Origin of the sequence: Hyalangium ruber (assembly GCF_034259325.1) — a bacterium.
Taxonomy (GTDB): Bacteria; Myxococcota; Myxococcia; order Myxococcales; family Myxococcaceae; genus Hyalangium_A; species Hyalangium_A rubrum.
The window spans coordinates 679,865-697,221 of the sequence record NZ_JAXIVS010000001.1 but is presented as its reverse complement, the minus strand read 5'-3'; the positions used below and the strand labels follow the sequence as shown (position 1 = coordinate 697,221).

The following is a 17,357-nucleotide window of genomic DNA, read 5'->3' as shown; positions in this document are numbered from 1 at the left end:
TGCCCTAGCCCCCAAGAACCCCATCCGCGGCGAAGGCGTGAACCTTCGCCATCCCCTCGGCGAACTTGCTGTACGCCGGCTTCCTGCTCCCCGGGTGGAGCGCCGCCAGCCATGACGGCAGCTCCGCGCCCAGGTGCTTCACTTCCACCACCACGCGCCCGTCCTCGAACAGCGGAGCGCCCAACTGCTCGGGGGTGAGCGTCGTCTCCGACAGCGCCAGCTCGGAGGTGACGTGGTGGAAGCCGATGTCCCGGTCCACCGTCACCCGCCAGGCGTGCGTGGCCTGGTACACATGCCGCCGGTACGTCACCCCCAGCACCGGCAGCAAGCTGCCCCCTGCGATGAGCGGCAGCAAGCGGCTACCCCGCCGAATCACCTGGCGCAGCTCCGAGCGCGGCACCCACACCCGCCGCTTCTGCGTCACCCCGTTGCGCTCGCGCTTCACCTCCAGCACCACGCGCTGCACGCCGCCGGCCCCCATGTCCGGCGAGTACTCCTTGGTACGCACCTTGAGGCAGTCCTCCGGCGTACAGACCGCGCGGTGCGTGAGCGGCAGGCCCGGCTTGTCGAAGTACACGGAGACGATCCGCGTGGGCGGTGGCAGGCACCCGCCCAGCTCCGAGGACAGCCGCGAGCAGAGCTGGAGCGCCTCTTGCGCCTCCAGCACGAGCTTGAACTCACGGCGCAGCTTGGTGACTTCCCCTTCGGCGAACGAGAGCATCTCGAGCCTCCGTCCCTAGAAGCGTGTGGCGAGCTGCAGCGAGTACTCGGTGCCCGGGGCCTCATCCCCCGGACGCAGCGCGCGCTCGGCCTGCAGCTGGGCCTTGAAGGAGTCGGAATAGAGGATGTTGAAACCCCCCACGGCCGCCCAGCCACGCCCCGTCACCTCGCCCCGAAGCTGCAGGGCCTCGCCGCCGAGGAGGGGCTGCACGGCCCACTCCCGCGTCTTGCCCAGCGGCAGCGTGTAGCTCACCAGCCCCATCTGCGCGGTGAAGGGCCCCAGCGCCAACTGCCCGGTGACGGCCTCGCCCGACAGCGCCAGGTTGCCCAGCTCCAGCGTGCCGTCCGCGGCCACCGCGTGCTTCTTCGTGCCCTCGAAGACCTGGGACATGTAGCTGCTGGCCCCCACGGTGAGCGCCTTGAAAGGACGCACGCTCACGCGCGCCGAGGCGTCCTCACTGGTGCGCTGGCCCAGCTCATCCTTCGAGCCCTCGAAGAGGCCGCCGGACACCTTGAGGTTCCACGTCTCCTTCAGGCGCACCTCGCCCATCAGCCCCAGGCGCCGACCGCCCATCGCGTGCGTCTCCGTGAGGTAGTCCTCCACGAGCCCCCGGCGCATGAGCGGCAGGTCCCACGTGGACTCCAGCGTGCGCGCCAGGAAGGGCGCCTTGAACTGGCCACCATAGAGGCGCAGCTGCTTGGCGCTGTCGGACAGCCGCACGAAGGCATCCTTGAGCATCGACTTCGAGGACAGGTCCGCCGTCACCTCGGCCTCGACATATTCGAAGGAGGTCGTCACCCCCAGGCGGGCCGAGGACACCGAGATGGAGCGCGTGAAGTCCTCGCGCTCGTCGGCGCTGGCCCGCGCGAAGACACGCCCGAAGACGCGCAGCTTGCGCTCATGCTTCGCGTCATCCGCCGCGTCCGGGTTCTCACCCAGCGGCTCCACCTTCGCTTCCTTCTTCTTCTTCTTCTTCTTCGGCGCCTCGGGGGTGGCCACGGGCGCCGCCACGTCCACCGCGGGCACCTCGCGCTCCACCGAGGGCAACGCCGTCGTGTCCATCGCCGCCGTCTCGATCGGCGCCTCCTCGGTGGACTCCGGCGCTGCCTCGTCCACTGGCTCCTGCGCCAGCGCCGGTGAACTCAAGAGGACTGCGGCGAGAAGGCCCCGCCAATTCTGATCCGCCCCACGCCCACCCGCCATGCCCGCCTCCACGCCGCAGCCCGCGAGCTTCAGGTGCAACGCGGATGCCCGGCGGCCGAGTGTCCAGCAGGGGACGCGCGGCAGGGCAGGTGCGCCGGTAAGCCCCCGTTCCACGGTCGTTCTCCACCGTGAGAGGGAAGGAATTTTCCCTTCTGGGGTCGGTCGGCTGCCTTACGGACTTACAGCACGGAAGGCTTGTCCGGAGCGGATCCGGTAGAGCTTTCAGCCACCGGCGCGTTCTCGGGAGCGGCGACCGGGGCTTGCGGGCTGGCGTCCGGGGAGGGCGGGGTGGAGGTGGGGACAGGTGCGGCTTCCGCCGCCTGGAGCTCGGCGAGGATCGGGTGGACCTCGGGGGCCTTCTCCTTGCGCAGCAGGCCGCGCACGCCGAACACCAGGGCCAAGAAGGCCGCCAGCCCCAACAGGCTCCAGAGGATGACGCGGGGGATCAGGGTGGGGGCCACGTCGAAGTCCGCGTGCAGCACCTTGAGCCGGGTAGTCCGGAAGCTCACATCCAGCTGGTGGCGGCCATCCCGCTCGGGGATGAACTCGGTGGTCCAGTTGACCGGGCCCTTGGTGAGCGTCCGCACCTGGCCGTGGGTGACGCCGGCCTCGCGCAAGGTGACGGTGATGGGGCCCTCGAAGTCGGCCCCCTCGAAGCTGCCGACGTTCAGCTGGACCTTGAGGGGCTGGCCCTCGCGGGGCACGTCGGGCTGGAGGGCGCCCTGGAGGCGCTCCTCGGTGTCCGACCAGGACAGCTGCAGCACGTTGTTGCGCTTGTCCACGGTGATCTGGTCCGGCTTGCCCAGGGCGACAAGCGGGGTGTCGGCCAGGGCCGTGCCCAGGGCGAGCAGGCTCGCTCCCAGCACCACCCACCGGGCGGCGACGAGACGGCTTTGCCTCCTGGAGTTTCGTAGCCTAAGATGCCGAGCCTCAGCAGCGCCTTCCACTTGAGCTTGCTCCCCCCGGCGAGCAACCCGGGATGAACCCTCAACCCTTCGGCAAATATCAGCTTCTGAAGAAACTCGCCACGGGCGGCATGGCCGAGGTGTGGCTTGCGCGCCAGGCGGGTATCGAGGGCTTCGCCAAGAACGTCGTCATCAAGCGCATCCTTCCGCACCTGGCGGAGGACCGCGAGTTCGTGGAGATGTTCAAGAACGAGGCGCTGATCGCCGCCAACTTCAACCACCCGAACATCGCCCAGGTCTACGAGTTCGGCGAAGCCAACGGCACCTACTTCATCGCCATGGAGTTCATCCACGGCGAGGACCTGGGCCGGGTGATGCGCAAGGCGTGGGGCGCGGGCCAGTGGATCGCCCGCCCGCTGGCCATCCGCATCGTCGCCAGCGCCTGCGAGGGTCTCTACTACGCGCACACGCGCCTGGATGGCGCGGGCCGCCCGCTCAAGGTGGTTCACCGCGACATCTCTCCGCAGAACATCCTGATCAGCTTCGACGGCTCGGTGAAGCTGGTGGACTTCGGCATCGCCAAGGCGGCCGACTCGATGGGCCTGACGAAGTCGGGCGCCATCAAGGGCAAGTTCGCGTACATGGCGCCGGAGCAGGCGGCGGGCAAGGCGCTGGATGCGCGCGCCGACATCTTCGCCATCGGCCTGGTGCTCTACGAGCTGCTCACCGGGGTGCGTCCGCTCAAGCGCGACTCGGAGCTGGCCACGCTGCAGGCGGCGCTCGAGTGCGCCATCCAGGCGCCCTCCGAGGTGGCCGATGTGCCCTCGGAGCTGGACTCGGTGGTGATGAACGCGCTGTCCAAGGCGGCCGATGACCGCTACCGCGACGCGCGGCAGTTCCAGGTGGCCCTCGAGGAGACGCTCGTCGCCCAGCGGTGGGTGGCCAGCTCGGTGCAGATCTCCGAGCTGATGGAGACGCTCTTCGCCGACCGGCTCGAGGAGGAGAAGAAGTCGGGCAACCCGGAGCCCATCGGCGAGGACTCGGTCGCCTCGGCCAACCCGGCGGCGCCCAACCCTCCGTCCGAGCGCATTACGGATCCCGGCTCCAACCCGGGCGGTGGGCGCTCGTCGCCAGCCGCGGACAGGAACTGGGAGGAGCCGCCGGGCGACCCCCAGCGAGGCGAGCGCGGGCGGACCAACGTGGGGGCGCGTCCCAGCACGCGCACCATGTCGCTGGCCGAGGAGATGGCCGAGTACGCGGCGCCCGCCGGTGGCACCTCGGTGGGCCGTCGCCGCACGGGCGAGTCTCCCCGCCGCCCCACCAGCGCCCAGCACACCACCATCGCGCGCACCAACTCGCGCTCGGACATGCGCCAGGCCGACGGAGACGCGCCTCCGCCGCGTCGCACCAATTCGCGCCAGTTGCCCATGGACGAGGACGAGCCGAGGCCCGGGCCCCGGCCCTCGCGCGTGGCGGCGCTCGCCGTCGATGCCCGCGCCCGGTACGACGAGGATCCATACGCCGACCCCGAGCGCACCCGGCTGCCGCCGCGTGAGCGCGAGCGCGAGCGCGACGAGGAGCCCGAGGACTCGTATCCCGACGACATGGAGACGCTGCCGCCGCCGTCTCCGCCGCCGCGTCGCCGCCCCACGGGGCATGTGAGCCGCATCCAGCCGGCCGAGCAGGCCGCGCCACCTCCGCGTCGGCGCACCTCCAGCCGGGTGGACGTGAAGCAGGCGCCGCCTCCCAGGCAGGCCCGGAATGAGGACGACGCGCCAGCACGGGTCATGCAGAAGGCGGAGTCGCGCCTGCCCAAGCTGCGGCTCCCCGCCGAGACCCTGAAGATCGTCTTCTTCGGGTTGGCGGCCGTGGCGGTGGCTGCGCTGATGGTCATCTTCTGGCCCAAGCTGATGCGCAAGCCCATCGACGGCATGGGCGTGTTCGTCTCGGTGGACACCCTGCCGAAGGTGAACGTGAAGGTGCGCCACAGCGACAAGTGCGGCAGCCCCGAGCCCTTCACCGAGCTGGGCCTCACGCCGCTCCGTGCGGTGTCGGGCGCGCACATCCAGGACACCCTCATCCTCGAGAACAAGGAGCAGGGCATCTATGCCGAGGAGGAGGAGGCCCTGCGCTTCGGCGAGCCTGGCGAGACCAAGACCATCAAGCGCGAGTTCCGGCTCGGGCACGTGCGGCTCAAGGTCATCCCCAAGAGCGCGGGGGCGCTGAAGATCACCCGCGACGGGCAGGATCTCGGCCCCTACCTGCCGGGCGGCAAGCTGGAGCTGATGGAGGGCACGCACACGCTGGAGCTGCGTGGCGACAACCTCAAGGAGTCGGTCATGGTCGAGGTCACCGTCAAGGCGAGGGACCTGACCGAGAAGGTCGTGGACGTGTCCGACAAGCTCTGAGGAGAGCGCTTGCCTCAGTAGCGGGGCAGGCGCGGGTCCACGAGCTCTGAGTAGAGATCGATGCCACCGTGGAGCGACACCGCGTCCAGGCCGCGCGCGCGCAGGTATGCCGCGCCATCCAGGCTGCGCACGCCGTGGTGGCAGTAGACGACGACGGGGCGGCCCCGGAGGGCCTCCAGCTCGTCGGCGCGCTCGTCCAGCTCGGGCAGGGGGATGAGCACCGAGCCAGGCAGCGCCACGTAGGCGTGCTCATAGGGAAAGCGCACATCGAGCAGGGCGGGGCGCGTCTCGGCGGGGCCCGCGAGCTGGGCGGCGAGCTCCGCGGGGGCGATCTCCGGGATGGGCATGGGCAGGGGCTCGTGCGGCTCAGGCGGTGGCGCAGAACTGCTCGTAGTCGATGAACTCCACCTTGGCCCCGTCGGCGCACACGGGGCACTTGGGGTCTCGGCGCAGCTTGAGCTCCTGGAAGCGGGTGCCCAGCGCGTCGAAGGTGAGCAGCCGGCCGGTGAGCGGCTGGCCCTTGCCGAGGATGAGCTTGAGCGCCTCGTTGGCCTGCATGAGGCCGATGATGCCGGGCAGCACGCCCAGCACGCCGGCCTCCGCGCACGAGGGCGCCAGCTCCGGTGGGGGCGGGGCAGGGTAGAGGCAGCGGTAGCAGGGGCCCTCGCCGGGGACGAACGTCGTCACCTGGCCCTCGAAGCGGAAGATGGAGCCGTGGATGTTGGGCCGCTTGAGCACCACGCACGCGTCATTGAGCAGGTAGCGGGTGGGGAAGTTGTCCCCGCCGTCGAGGACCATGTCGAAGCCCTCGAGGATGCGCAGCACGTTCTGGGAGGTGAGCCGCTCGGCGAAGGGCACCACCTTCACATCGGGGTTGAGGGCCTCGATGGCGGCCCGGGCGCTCTCCACCTTGGGCTGGCCCTGGCGCTCGCGGGTGTGGATGACCTGGCGCTGGAGGTTGCTCAGGTCCACCACGTCCATGTCGACGATGCCCAGGGTGCCCACGCCCGCCGCGGCCAGGTAGAGCGCCGCCGGCGAGCCGAGCCCGCCCGCGCCCAGCAGCAGCACCCGGGACTTGAGCAGCTTCGTCTGCCCGGCCTCGCCCACCTCGGGGAGGATGAGGTGGCGGCGGTAGCGCTCCTTCTGCTCGGCGGAGAGGACCAGGGGCTTCTCCACGGGGTAGGCGGCGTCGCTCCAGCGGTTGAAGCCGCCGGCCATGGAGGCCACGTTCTCGTAGCCCATGTCCCGCAGGGTGCGGACCGCCAGCGCCGAGCGCGTGCCGCCCGCGCAGTAGACGACGAGCGCCTCGTCCCGGCGGGCCTGCTCCTCGATGCGCAGCTCCAGGTAGCCTCGGGGGATATGGAGCGCTCCAGGCAGCCGGCCAGCCGAGTGCTCGTCTGACTCGCGGACGTCCACGAGCTTCACGGGGGTTCGGGTGTCCAGCAGGCGGCGGACCTCCTCCACGGAGACCTCGCGGATCTCCCGCTTCACGTTGGACAGCAGTTCTCGGAAGGTGGTGGCCATGTGGGTAAGGGTATAACTTGCCGGGAATGGGGGTTCGGTGGCTTTTTGGGTGCCCGGCGTTATAAGGCGCAAGCAAGGAGACAGACATACATGGAAACGACGACGACGACTCCTGCCACTCCCGTGGCCCAGCCTGCCTGGGAGCCCACCCCGCATGTGCCGATGCGGCTGTCCGTGGCGGCGATCAGCCAGGTGAAGGAGGTCATCAAGGCCCAGGGCTTCGAGGGCTACTTCTTCTCGATTCGGGTGGTGCCGGCCGGCTGCAGCGGGCTCGGCTATGACCTGAACCTGGTGAAGGAAGCCAAGCCGAACGACCACATCTGGGAGCAGGACGGGGTGAAGATCACGACCGACGCGCTGAGCAGCAAGTACCTGCTGGGCACGACGGTGGACTACGTGTCGAGCGTGACGGGCGCGGGCTTCAAGTTCGAGAACCCGAACGCCAAGTCGTCCTGCGGCTGCGGCACCTCGTTCACGACCTGATCGCCTCGAAGCGCATGGGGCTGGCCCGCGCCCTCACCGGCGGCGGGCCGCCTCGATGAGCTCGGCGAGAATGGAGCGGTGGCAGGCCGGCTCGAGGATGCAGTCCTTCGAGCAGAGCAGCGTCACCGTCTCCCCTGTGTCCACCCGGGCGGCCAGCTCGGTGATCGTCTCTCGTTGCGCCTCCATCTCGCGAACGTAGCGCTCGCGGTAGGCGTCCAGCGTGATGGGCGTCTGGCCCTTTCCGTGGAAGGCGTCGAACAGCTCGGGGCTGGGCCCCAGGTCGCGCATCCACACGTCCCAGGTCTCCTTGGCCTTGGTCAGCCCGCGCGGCCGGTACCGGCAGATGAGGACGCGGAAGCCGTCATCGGGCTCGGCGGGAACGCACCAGCGCTTGGTCTTGATGGGCATCGTCGCTCAACACTCGAGGGCTCGCATTGATTCACCCCCGCCTCAGGCAGGGCTGTGCTCCCGGCGCTTGAGGACCCGGGAGCGCGCGGACTCCACCAACGTGTACAGCACGGGGATGAAGATGAGGTTCACGAAGGTGGACAGCAGCATGCCACCGAACACCGCCGTGCCCAGCGACTTGCGCGACTGAGCGCCAGCCCCCGAGGCCAGCACCAGCGGCACCACGCCCAGCAGGAACGCGAACGAGGTCATCAGGATGGGCCGCAGGCGCGTCTGTGCCGCGTGGATGGCGGCGTCCACCACGCTCCGGCCCTCGACGCGGAGCTGCTCGGCGAACTCGACGATGAGGATGGCGTTCTTGCTGGAGAGGCCCACCAGCATCACCAGGCCCACCTGGCAGAACACGTCGTTGGAGAGTCCGCGCAGGTTCTGGAGCCCCAGTGCTCCGAGGATGGCCACCGGCACGCCCAGCATCACCACGAGCGGTAGCGCGAAGCTCTCGTATTGCGCGGAGAGCACCAGGAACACGAAGACGATGCCCAGCGCGAAGATGATCAGCACCTTGCCGCTGGCCTCCTTCTGCTCGCGGGACAACCCCGTCCATTCGAAGGCGAAGCCGGAGGGCAGCGACTGCCGGGCCACCTGCTCCATGGCGAGCAGCGCATCCCCGGTGCTGGCCCCGGGCGCCTGCTGGCCGTTGATCGTCGCGGAGCGGAAGAGGTTGTAGTGCTGGATGCTGGCCGCGCTGGTGACGGGCCGCACCGTGACGAGGGACTCCAGGGGCACCATCTGTCCCCCGGCCGAGCGCACATAGAAGGAGCCGATGTCCTTGGGCTCGTTGCGGAAGGGCACCGCCGCCTGCACATAGACGCGGTACACGCGGCTGGCGAAGGTGAAGTCATTGACGTACTGGCTGCCCAGGTACACCGAGAGCGTGGAGTAGATCTCATCCAGCGGCACGCCCAGCGCCTCGGCCTTCTCCCGGTCCACCTGCACATCCAGCAGCGGGGTGCTCGCTGAGTAGGAGGAGAACACCCCGCGCAGCTCCGGGTTGCGGTTGGCCTGGGCCACGAGCCCTTGGGTCACCTGCGCGAGCTGCTCCAGCGACTGGGTGCCCAGCTGGTCCTCCAGGACGAACTCGAAGCCGCCCACGCTGCCTACGCCTCGGATGGTCGGCGGCTGGAAGGGCAGCACGCGCGCCCCACCCACCGAGAGCAACTGCCCGCGCAGCCGATCCACCAGCGCGCCCACGCCCTGCTCCTCCTTCTCTCGCTCGTCCCAAGGCTTGAGGTTGACGAAGAGCGTGCCGGTGTTGCCGCCCGCGCCCAGCAGCGAGAAGCCGCCCACGGTGAAGATGTCGGCCACCTCCGGCTGGCGTCGAAGGACCTCCTCCGTCCGCAGCAGCATCTGGCGGGTGTAGTCCAGGGAGGTGCCCTCCGGTCCCTGCAGCGCGACGATGAGGTAGCCCTGGTCCTCGGCGGGGATGAAGCCGGAGGGGGTGGCCCGGTACAGCAACGCCGTGCCCACCAGGCACACGACGAAGGCCCCCACCACCACCCATCGCAATCGCCCGAGCAGCCGTCCCAGCAGCCGCCCATAGCCATCGCGAAAGGCGTCCAGCGTCTGGTCCACCCAGCGGGCGGCTCGCCACTTCTGGCCCTCGTGCGGCCGCAGCAGCCGCGCCGACAGCGCCGGAGACAGCGTGAGCGCCACCAGCGCCGACAGGGAGATGGAGAAGGCGAGGGTGAGGGCGAACTGCCGGTAGATGGCGCCCGTGGTGCCTGGGAAGAAGGACACCGGGACGAACACCGCCGAGAGCACCAGCGCCATGGCCACCAGCACGCCGGCCACCTGGCGCATGCCCCGCTCGGTGGCCTCGCGCGGGCCCACCTTCTCCTGCGCCATGATGCGCTCGACGTTCTCGATGACGACGATGGCGTCGTCCACCACCAGGCCCGTGGCCAGCGTCAGGCCGAAGAGGGTCAGTGTGTTGATCGAGAAGCCGAACAGGCTGACGAAGGCGAAGGTGCCCACCAGGGACACGGGCAGCGTCGTGGCCACCACCAGCACGCTGCGCCAGCCGTGCAGGAAGACGAACACGACCAGCACCACCAACAGGATGGCCTCCGCCAGCGTGGTGAGTACCTCCTCGATGGAGGACTGCACCGCGCGCGTGGTGTCGAAGGCCGGCTCGTAGGTGAGGCCCGGAGGGAAGGTGGCCTCGAGTCGCTCCATCACCGCCACCACCCCGTCGCGCACCTCCAGCGCGTTGGAGCCCGGGAGCTGGAAGATGCCCAGGCCCACCGCCTCGCGTCCGTTGAAGCGCAGCAACTGCGCGTAGTTCTCCGCGCCCAGCTCCGCCCGGCCCACGTCCCGCAGCCGCACCAGGGAGCCATCCTCCCCGCGCTGCACGACGATGCCGTTGAACTCCTCGGCCGTGGCGAGCTGCCCCAGCGCCCGCACCGTGAACTGGTAGGTCTGCCCCTCGGGAGCCGGCTGCTGTCCCACCTGCCCGGCGCCTACTTGCAGGTTCTGCGCGCGCAGCGCCGCCACCACGTCCTGTGGGGTGAGGTTCCGGCGCGCCAGCTGCGTGGGGTCCAGCCACAGTCGCATGGCGAAGCGCCGCTCGCCGAAGATGCGCACGTCTCCCACGCCCTTCACGCGCAGGAGCGCGTCTCGCAGGTAGACGTCCGCGTAGTTGCTGAGGAAGCCCCGGTCATAGCGGTTCTGCGTGTCGTAGAGGCCAAACGACATCAACAGCTGTGACTGGGTCTTGTTGATGGTGATGCCCAGCGCGTTGACCTGGGCCGGCAGACGCGCGGAGGTGGTGGCCACGCGGTTCTGCACTTCCACCGCGGCGAGGTCCACGTCGTACCCGGGCTCGAAGCTGAGGGTGATGCTGCTGGCGCCTTCATTGGTGCTGTTCGAGGTGATGTAGCGCATGCCCCGCAGGCCGTTGAGCGCGCGCTCCAGCACGGTGGTGACGGCGCTCTCCACCACCTCGGCGGAGGCGCCCAGGTACGTGGCATTCACCGTCACCTGGGGCAGGGAGAGATCCGGGTACTGCTCCACGGGCAGCGCCGGAATGGTGATGGTGCCCACCAGGGTGATGAGGATGGACAGCACGGAGGCGAAGATGGGACGGCGGATGAAGAAGTCGGTGAACATGCGCGCCCCTCACTGCCCCGCGTCCGAAGCTCCGCCCACTCCCGTGCCCTGAGCGCCCTTGGGCTCCGCCGGTTTGGGCACCACGGCCTGGCCGTCCTGCAGCAGCTGCACGCCGCTGACGGCCACCTGAGTACCCGCCTCCAGGCCTTCCAGCAGCTCGAAGGAGTTGCCCTGAACCTGTCCCAGCGTCACGGGCTGGCGCTGCACCACGGTGCCGCCATCTCCCGGGACGACCGTGAAGGCGAAGGACTGGCTGCCGAGCCGCGATACCGCGTAGGTGGGCAGCAGCAGCGCCTGGCGCGTCGCGTACACCACGCGCGCGCGCACGAGCTGTCCGGCGCGCAGGCCCATCGTGTTCTCGAAGGCGGCCTTCACCTCCACCAGCTGGGTGGCTTCCACGGGCGTGGGCGCCACGAAGAAGACCGGGGCGCTCACCAGGAGCTTGTCCTCCCCATCCAGCACCTCCACCGGGGTGTGGCCGGGCTCGATCCGAGCGGCGCGCTCCACCGGCACCTGCACGGACAGCTCCAGCGCCTGGCTCTGGTCCACGCGGGTCAGCTCCGTCTCGGGGGTGACGGAGTCGCCCACCTTCACCGGGATGTCTCCCACCACGCCGGCGAAGGGCGCGCTCACCTGGTGGTAGCCGAGCTGCACCTGCTGCGACTGGATCTCCGCCTCGGCGGCGCGCGCGCTGGCCTCGGCCGAGGAGGCCTGGGCCACGGCCTGCTCATAGTCCTGCCGGCTCAACAGCCCCTCCGCGAGGAGCTGTTCGGCGCGCTGGCGCGTGTTCCGGGCATACTCGCGATTGGCCACGGCCGAGGCGCGTTGGGCCTCCGCCGCGCGCAGCCCCGCGCGCTCGCGCCGGGGGTCCACCACCAGCAGCACCTGGCCCGCCTTCACCTGCTCGCCGGGCCGGACGTGGATGGCTTGCACGTAGCCGCTCACCTGCGGCCGCAGGGTGACGCTGCGGCGGGAGATGAGCTGGCCCAGGTACTCTCCGGTGTCCTGGACTTGCCCGGGCTCCAGCGCCAGCACCTCGACGGGCAGGGCACGGCTGGCGCCCTGCGGCCCCTGCTGTGGGCCCTCCGTGCCCTTGCGGTTCCCACACCCGCTCAGGACCAGGAGCGCAAGCCACGCTCCTCCCACGCTCACCCGTCGCATGCTGCCTCCGCGCCGCTGGGCGTTCATAGGGCGCGCCCAGAGGTAGGAAGCCCCTCGTGTCCCTGCTACGCCCGCCAGGCCCATCCTTCTGAGGGCCGACAGACAGAGTGGGATCGGCTGCTCAGCAGTGGATGGATGGGAGCGGTTTTTCCCAGCTTCCCAAAAAGCAGAGGGCGTTCAGCCTCCGCTCAGTCCAACTCGCCAGGCATGACCTTCAGCCAGGACTGGGACGCGTTGCGGCGCTCGATGCGCTGGGCGCGGCGCTTCTCGGCCTCCTGGAAGGCGACGCGCTCCTCCTCGGTGTCCAGGCGCAACGGCGGCACCATCACCCGCCCACCGTCCTTGTTCAGCGCCACGAATGTCATCAGCGCGCTGGTGGTGAGGGTGCGCTCGCCCGTGAGCGGGTTCTCCGCATGCACCGTCACCCCCACCTCCATGGAGGAGCGGAAGGCGGCCAGCACCCGCGAGCGCAGCAGGGCGATCCACCCCACCCGGATCGGCGCATGGAAGTGAAGGTCGTCCATGGACGCGGTCACCACCACCTGCCGGCAGTGCCGCTGGGCGGCGATGGCCCCGCAGATGTCGATCCACTCCATCACCTTGCCGCCGAAGGCCGCGTTCAGGTTGTTGGCGTCGGGCGGCAGGATCATCTGGGTCATCACCACTTCGGACTGGCGGGCGCTCTTGGCTGCGGTGTCTTCCATCGGACATCTCCTGGGCTCGGTGGGACTCGTGGCCGGCCGGGTATGTTGGGCGGTGGTTGTGCGGATTGCCCTTTTGTACGGGATAGCAGGGTCGGAGGTTGCCCCTGGAGGGAAAGAGCCCTATCCGTCAGAAGATCCTCCTCCTCTTATCCCTGTAGCTGGAGCCCCCCCCAATGGCCTCCGTGACCGCCACTTCGCTCGCTCAAAGCACCCCTGCGTCCACGACTCACGAAGAGCTCTTGCGGCAGGTGGAGCACCTGCCGGAGCGCGAACTGGACACGCTGCCCTTCGGGCTCATCCAGCTCGACCGCACGGGCCGCATCCTCAAGTTCAACCAGACCGAGGCGAAGCTGGCGCGCATCAACCGCGACCGGCAGATCGGCCGCAACTTCTTCGATGAGGTGGCCCCCTGCACCAAGGTGCGTGATTTCTACGGACGCTTCATGCAGGGGCTGCACCAGCGCTCGCTGTACGAGACGTTCGGCTTCGTCTTCAAGTTCGACCACGGCTGGCGCAACGTGGCCATCACCCTGTTCTACAGCGACAAGACGGACTCGGTATGGGTCCTCATCTCGCAGACCTCGGTGACGCCGCCGCCCGGCGGGCGTTAGTCAGTCCAGGAAGGCGGAGACGCGATCGAGGAACTCCTCGCGTCCCTTGCCCCGGCGGATGTCCTGGGTGGAGACATCCAGCACCAGGCAGTCCACGCCGTACTTCTTCTGCAGCACGTGCGGGAAGCTGACGTAGTAGCCGTTGAGGCCGGTGAGGAACTGGCCCTGGATGCCCTTCTCCTCGGCGCGGCCTCGGGTGCGGATGCGGTCGAGCAGCACGTCCACGGAGCCGACCGAGAAGCAGATGACCCGGTCAGGCGGGGCGATGGTGCGCGAGAGGCGCTGGAAGTACTCGTAATAGAGGTCCAGCTCCGCGTTCGTCATGTGCCCCAGGCCGTGCAGGTACTTGGCGAAGATCTCCGGATCCTCGTAGAGGGTGCGGTCCTGCACGCAGCTCTTCTTCACCGAGTGGATGAGCTCGTGGTGCTCCACGCGGCGGATGAGGAACTCGAGCTGGAGCGTGAAGCTCCAGCGGCGCATGTCGGCGTAGTAGTCCTTGAGGAACCGGTTATCGATGACCGGCTCGTCGAAGAGCTCGAAGCCGAAGGCCTGGCTGATCAGCTTGGCGGCCGTCGTCTTGCCCGCGCCGATGTTGCCGGCCAGGGCCACGAAGCGCTTGGCCTTGGGCAGGCGCGCCTTGAGCGCGTTACGGGACTTCGGCGTGGGGGAGGCCACGGCGGCGGGCTCCGGAGTGGACACCGCGGGGGTGGGGGTCGGTGCCGCGGCGGGAGTGGTGGGAGCGGCGGGCGAGGGGCGCTTGCGAGAGACGGTGCGGGGCATGGGCGGGCAGGGGCTAGGGAGCGTGAGGGGAGGCGTCGAGGACCTGCCGCAGCAGATCCGGTCGGTCGGTCATGATGCCGCCGACACCTTCGGCGACGAGGCGGCGCATCTCGTCCGGATCATCCACGGTCCAGACATTGACCCACTTGCCGTGGGCGGCGGTGGCGCGCAGGAAGTCGGCGTCGATGAGCCGCATCTCTCCGAAGTACACGGGCATGTCGATGACGGTGTAGCGCGGATCCACGAAGGGCTGCTCGCCGCTGCGCAGGGCGAGCACGTACTGGACGAGGGCCTCGCGGGGGTAGAAGTGGCAGGCGTCCGGCATGCGGGCGGCCAGGCGCTCGCCCACGGCGTCGTGCTCGCTGCCCATGCAGACCCGCTCCAGCGCTTCTTCCTCGCGCAGCACCCCGTGGAGCACGTCCTCGGTGCCCGGGGTCTCCGGCTTCATCTCCAGGTTGATGCGCAGGCCGGGGAAGGCGCGCAGCACCTCGCGGAGGGTGGGAAGGCGCACGCCCAGGCCTCGGAAGGGAAAGGTGCGGCCCTCGTCGGAGGTGAAGCGGTAGCCGGCATCCAGGCGCTGCAGCTCGGCCAGGGTGAGGGCGGCCAGCGGGCCCGTGCCGTCGGTGCAGCGCTCGAGCGTGGCGTCGTGGGCGACGACGACTTCTCCGTCGCGCGTGAGGTGGACGTCCAGCTCCAGCATCTGCGTGTGGTAGCGCTCCACCGCCATGCGGAAGGCGGTCAGGGTGTTCTCCGGCGCCAGCAAGGCGCCGCCGCGGTGGGCGATGTGGAGGGTGGGCTTCAGGCCCTGGAGGAAGCGGGGGAGGGGGAACGGCATCGGGGGACGGAGCCTACGGGATCAGCACGAGATTTCCGAACTGCGCTCTGTCCTTCATGAGCCGGTGGGCCTGGGCGGCGTCCGCCAGCGGCAGCGTGCGGTCCAGCACCGGCTTGAGCTTGCCCTCCTCGACGAGCTGCAGCACGCGGAAGAGGTCGCCCTTGCTGCCCATGGTGCTGCCCAGCAGGGAGATGCGCTTGTAGAAGAGCACCCGCAGGTCCAGCTTCGCCTCATAGCCCGTCGTCGCCCCGCAGGTGACGAGCCGTCCGCCGTAGGGCAGGCACGCCACGCTCTTCTCGAAGGTGGCGGCGCCCACGTGCTCGAAGACGACATCCACCAGCCGGCGCTGGGTGATGCGCTTCACCTCGTCGAGGAAGTCCTTCTCGACATAGTTGATGGTGTGGTCGGCCCCCAGCTGCCGGGCCCGCTGGAGCTTCGCCTCGGTGGAGGCGGTGGCGATGACCTTGGCCCCCAGCAGCTTGCAGATCTGCACCGCCGCGCTGCCCACCCCGGAGCCCGCCGCGTGGACCAGCACCGTCTCCCCCGGCCGTACCTGGGCGCGGCGCACCAGCATCGTCCACGCGGTGAGGTAGGTGCGGGGCAGACAGGCGGCCTCGGCGAAGGTGATCCGAGCGGGCTTGGGCAGGATGTTCTGTCGGGGCACGGAGACGAACTCCGCGTACCCGCCGCGCACGTGCTCGCCGATGATGCGGTACTGGCGACAGAGGTTGTCCTCTCCGGTGAGGCACCGCTCACACGCCCCACAGGACAGGCCCGGGTTCACCAGCACCTCGGCGCCGGGGGCCAGATCGCCCACCTCCGGGCCCACCCGCTCCACCACGCCCGCGATGTCGCTCCCCAGGATGTGGGGCAGCTCCAGCTTCAGCCCCGGCCAGCCCTGGCGCGTGAAGATGTCCAGGTGGTTGAGCGCCACCGCCTTGACGCGCACGAGCACGTCTCGCGAACCCACCGAAGGCTCGGCGACGTCGGTGTGCTGGAGGACTTGCTCGTCTCCGTGCTGGTGGAACACCACGGCTTTCATGCGCTCCTCCGGATTTCACGTGTGTGTCACAGGAGGGCTGGTGGGCTTCCTTGCCGCCCCGCGCAACCCCCCGGTATAAGGCGCCCCGTATCAGGACGAAGGCTCCGGGACTCTATGGAGCGCTGTGGCGGTAGATCCATAGGAGAAACGCGATGCACCAGCGCAAGATGCTCGTTGCGGCGGCCTGGGTTTCCTTGGCGGGCATCGCCTGTGCTGGCCGCGAGGACCCGGGCACGGAGGACCCGAACGGCTGTACCGGCGTCTGCAACCAGAACGACGGCGGAACGAACAACCCGGACGGGGGGCGCCAGTGCCCCGTGGCCGACAGCCAGGGCCGGGGCCCCATCGGCCAGCTCCGCGCTGACGGGGATCAAGGCCAGCGTGTCCAGCTCTCGGGCCTGGTCGTCACCACGGTGGACAGCTTCTTCCGAGGCAACCAGGGCGATTACATCGCCTACCTCTGGGTCGTGGATCCCTGCTTCCCGAAGGAGGGCATGTACGTCGACAAGTACTTCACCGACCCGGTGACGAACTACCTGCCCGCGGTGGGCGATCAGGTGACCATCGACGGTCTCTTCCGGCGCTACAACTCCACCGGCACGGACGCGGACGACACCACCCGCCACGCCTACCGGCCCGTGCTCAAGAGCGACTTCCGCCTCGGCATCCCCGGCGTCACCGGCAAGCTCAACATCACCAAGACGGGCACCGTCACGGTTCCGGCGGACCTCACCGTGCCCGCCGGCTTCGGCAACGCCACCGGTGGCTCGACGCAGGCCAACCCCGAGTACGGCGGCGCCCGCGTCCACATCCCCGGCCCCATCACCATCACCCACGCCAACCCCGAGGCCCTCAAGCAGCGCCCGGCAGACCCGGCGGACACCACCTACCTGGGCTTCGAGGTGTCCGGAGGTGTACTGGTGAACAACTACAAGACCTTCGGCGAGACCCGCGATGGCGGCTCCACCCGCTGCGACTGGCACGCCCGCGTGCAGGACGGCGGCACCGTCTTCTTCCCCAACGGCATCCGCGGCGTGTGGGACACGTATAGCCACGTGCCCTGTGGGGACGGCGGCTTCAACGCTCCGGATGGAGGCACCTTCTCCAGCTGTAGCTTCGCCGCCCGTGACGCGGGGTACGTGCCTGGCTCGAACCAGCAGTACACCTATGTTCTCTACCCGCAGAACTGCGAGACCGACCTGCCGGGCGTCTTCGACGCGGGGACGCCCTAGGTTGCCCCCACTTCACGCCTCTTGGCTCCCCGAATTACGTGTTTAGGGTAAGCTCCGGAGGCGTCAGGTCCGATCGACCGAACCCACCTTCTTGATCAGCCACGGCGGAATCCCCATTTCCTCCAACTCTCCCCAGACTGCCATCCCCTTTGGCAAGTACCTCCTCATCAAG

The 17,357-nt window shown here is 69.3% G+C and carries 16 protein-coding genes; 4 read left to right on the top strand and 12 right to left on the bottom strand.

Annotated features, from left to right (window positions below; genetic code table 11):
• Nucleotides 1-4: 4 nt before the first annotated feature.
• The 3 genes from SYV04_RS02870 to SYV04_RS02860 form a co-directional block, all read right to left on the bottom strand.
• A complete protein-coding gene (locus SYV04_RS02870) occupies nucleotides 5-721 on the bottom strand; it encodes a VTC domain-containing protein (protein ID WP_321544014.1) in 717 nt (238 codons plus the stop codon).
• A 15-nt stretch (nucleotides 722-736) separates the two neighbouring features.
• Entirely contained in the window at nucleotides 737-2,038 is a 1,302-nt protein-coding gene (locus tag SYV04_RS02865) for a hypothetical protein (protein ID WP_321544013.1), read from the bottom strand.
• A gap of 65 nt (nucleotides 2,039-2,103) precedes the next feature.
• A complete protein-coding gene (locus tag SYV04_RS02860) occupies nucleotides 2,104-2,790 on the bottom strand; it encodes a hypothetical protein (RefSeq protein ID WP_321544012.1) in 687 nt (228 codons plus the stop codon).
• A 113-nt stretch (nucleotides 2,791-2,903) separates the two neighbouring features.
• Between SYV04_RS02860 and SYV04_RS02855 the strand changes: the two genes are divergently transcribed.
• On the top strand, nucleotides 2,904-5,237 hold the full coding sequence (locus tag SYV04_RS02855) for a serine/threonine protein kinase (protein ID WP_321544011.1): 2,334 nt from the start codon (nucleotides 2,904-2,906) through the stop codon (nucleotides 5,235-5,237).
• A 14-nt stretch (nucleotides 5,238-5,251) separates the two neighbouring features.
• Here SYV04_RS02855 and SYV04_RS02850 read toward each other — a convergent pair whose 3' ends face one another.
• Both SYV04_RS02850 and moeB read right to left on the bottom strand, forming a co-directional pair.
• Nucleotides 5,252-5,584: a rhodanese-like domain-containing protein gene (locus tag SYV04_RS02850; RefSeq protein ID WP_321544010.1), complete on the bottom strand. Its 333-nt coding sequence runs from the start codon at nucleotides 5,582-5,584 to the stop codon at nucleotides 5,252-5,254.
• A 19-nt stretch (nucleotides 5,585-5,603) separates the two neighbouring features.
• Nucleotides 5,604-6,761 carry a molybdopterin-synthase adenylyltransferase MoeB gene (gene moeB, locus SYV04_RS02845; RefSeq protein WP_321544009.1) on the bottom strand — a complete coding sequence of 386 codons (1,158 nt, stop codon included), beginning with the start codon at nucleotides 6,759-6,761 and terminating at the stop codon, nucleotides 5,604-5,606.
• Between the two features lie 90 nt (nucleotides 6,762-6,851).
• On the opposite strand from moeB, the gene SYV04_RS02840 reads away from it, so the two are divergent.
• Nucleotides 6,852-7,244: a HesB/IscA family protein gene (locus SYV04_RS02840; RefSeq protein ID WP_321544008.1), complete on the top strand. Its 393-nt coding sequence runs from the start codon at nucleotides 6,852-6,854 to the stop codon at nucleotides 7,242-7,244.
• Between the two features lie 33 nt (nucleotides 7,245-7,277).
• Here SYV04_RS02840 and SYV04_RS02835 read toward each other — a convergent pair whose 3' ends face one another.
• From SYV04_RS02835 to SYV04_RS02820, 4 genes are all read right to left on the bottom strand, one after another.
• Nucleotides 7,278-7,652 (bottom strand): DUF488 domain-containing protein, encoded by a 375-nt coding sequence (locus SYV04_RS02835; RefSeq protein ID WP_321544007.1) that lies wholly within the window; start codon nucleotides 7,650-7,652, stop codon nucleotides 7,278-7,280.
• 42 nt (nucleotides 7,653-7,694) lie between these two features.
• Complete coding sequence (locus SYV04_RS02830) at nucleotides 7,695-10,820, bottom strand: efflux RND transporter permease subunit (RefSeq protein WP_321544006.1); 3,126 nt, start codon at nucleotides 10,818-10,820, stop codon at nucleotides 7,695-7,697.
• A gap of 9 nt (nucleotides 10,821-10,829) precedes the next feature.
• Nucleotides 10,830-11,981, bottom strand: coding sequence for an efflux RND transporter periplasmic adaptor subunit (locus SYV04_RS02825; protein WP_321544005.1), 1,152 nt, complete (start codon nucleotides 11,979-11,981; stop codon nucleotides 10,830-10,832).
• 188 nt (nucleotides 11,982-12,169) lie between these two features.
• Complete coding sequence (locus SYV04_RS02820; RefSeq protein ID WP_321544004.1) at nucleotides 12,170-12,685, bottom strand: acyl-CoA thioesterase; 516 nt, start codon at nucleotides 12,683-12,685, stop codon at nucleotides 12,170-12,172.
• 173 nt (nucleotides 12,686-12,858) lie between these two features.
• Between SYV04_RS02820 and SYV04_RS02815 the strand changes: the two genes are divergently transcribed.
• Nucleotides 12,859-13,296 (top strand): PAS domain-containing protein, encoded by a 438-nt coding sequence (locus SYV04_RS02815; RefSeq protein ID WP_321544003.1) that lies wholly within the window; start codon nucleotides 12,859-12,861, stop codon nucleotides 13,294-13,296.
• Here the strand turns inward: SYV04_RS02815 and SYV04_RS02810 are convergent, their stop codons facing one another.
• From SYV04_RS02810 to SYV04_RS02800, 3 genes are read right to left on the bottom strand one after another with little or no spacing between them, the layout of a single operon-like run.
• Nucleotides 13,297-14,076, bottom strand: a complete 780-nt coding sequence (locus SYV04_RS02810) for a deoxynucleoside kinase (protein ID WP_321544002.1) — start codon at nucleotides 14,074-14,076, stop codon at nucleotides 13,297-13,299.
• Nucleotides 14,077-14,089: 13 nt separating this feature from the next.
• On the bottom strand, nucleotides 14,090-14,911 hold the full coding sequence (locus SYV04_RS02805; RefSeq protein ID WP_321544001.1) for a glycerophosphodiester phosphodiesterase family protein: 822 nt from the start codon (nucleotides 14,909-14,911) through the stop codon (nucleotides 14,090-14,092).
• Between the two features lie 13 nt (nucleotides 14,912-14,924).
• Nucleotides 14,925-15,953: a zinc-binding dehydrogenase gene (locus SYV04_RS02800; RefSeq protein ID WP_321544000.1), complete on the bottom strand. Its 1,029-nt coding sequence runs from the start codon at nucleotides 15,951-15,953 to the stop codon at nucleotides 14,925-14,927.
• Nucleotides 15,954-16,105: 152 nt separating this feature from the next.
• Between SYV04_RS02800 and SYV04_RS02795 the strand changes: the two genes are divergently transcribed.
• Nucleotides 16,106-17,185 (top strand): hypothetical protein, encoded by a 1,080-nt coding sequence (locus tag SYV04_RS02795; protein ID WP_321543999.1) that lies wholly within the window; start codon nucleotides 16,106-16,108, stop codon nucleotides 17,183-17,185.
• The last annotated feature ends 172 nt before the right edge of the window (nucleotides 17,186-17,357 follow it).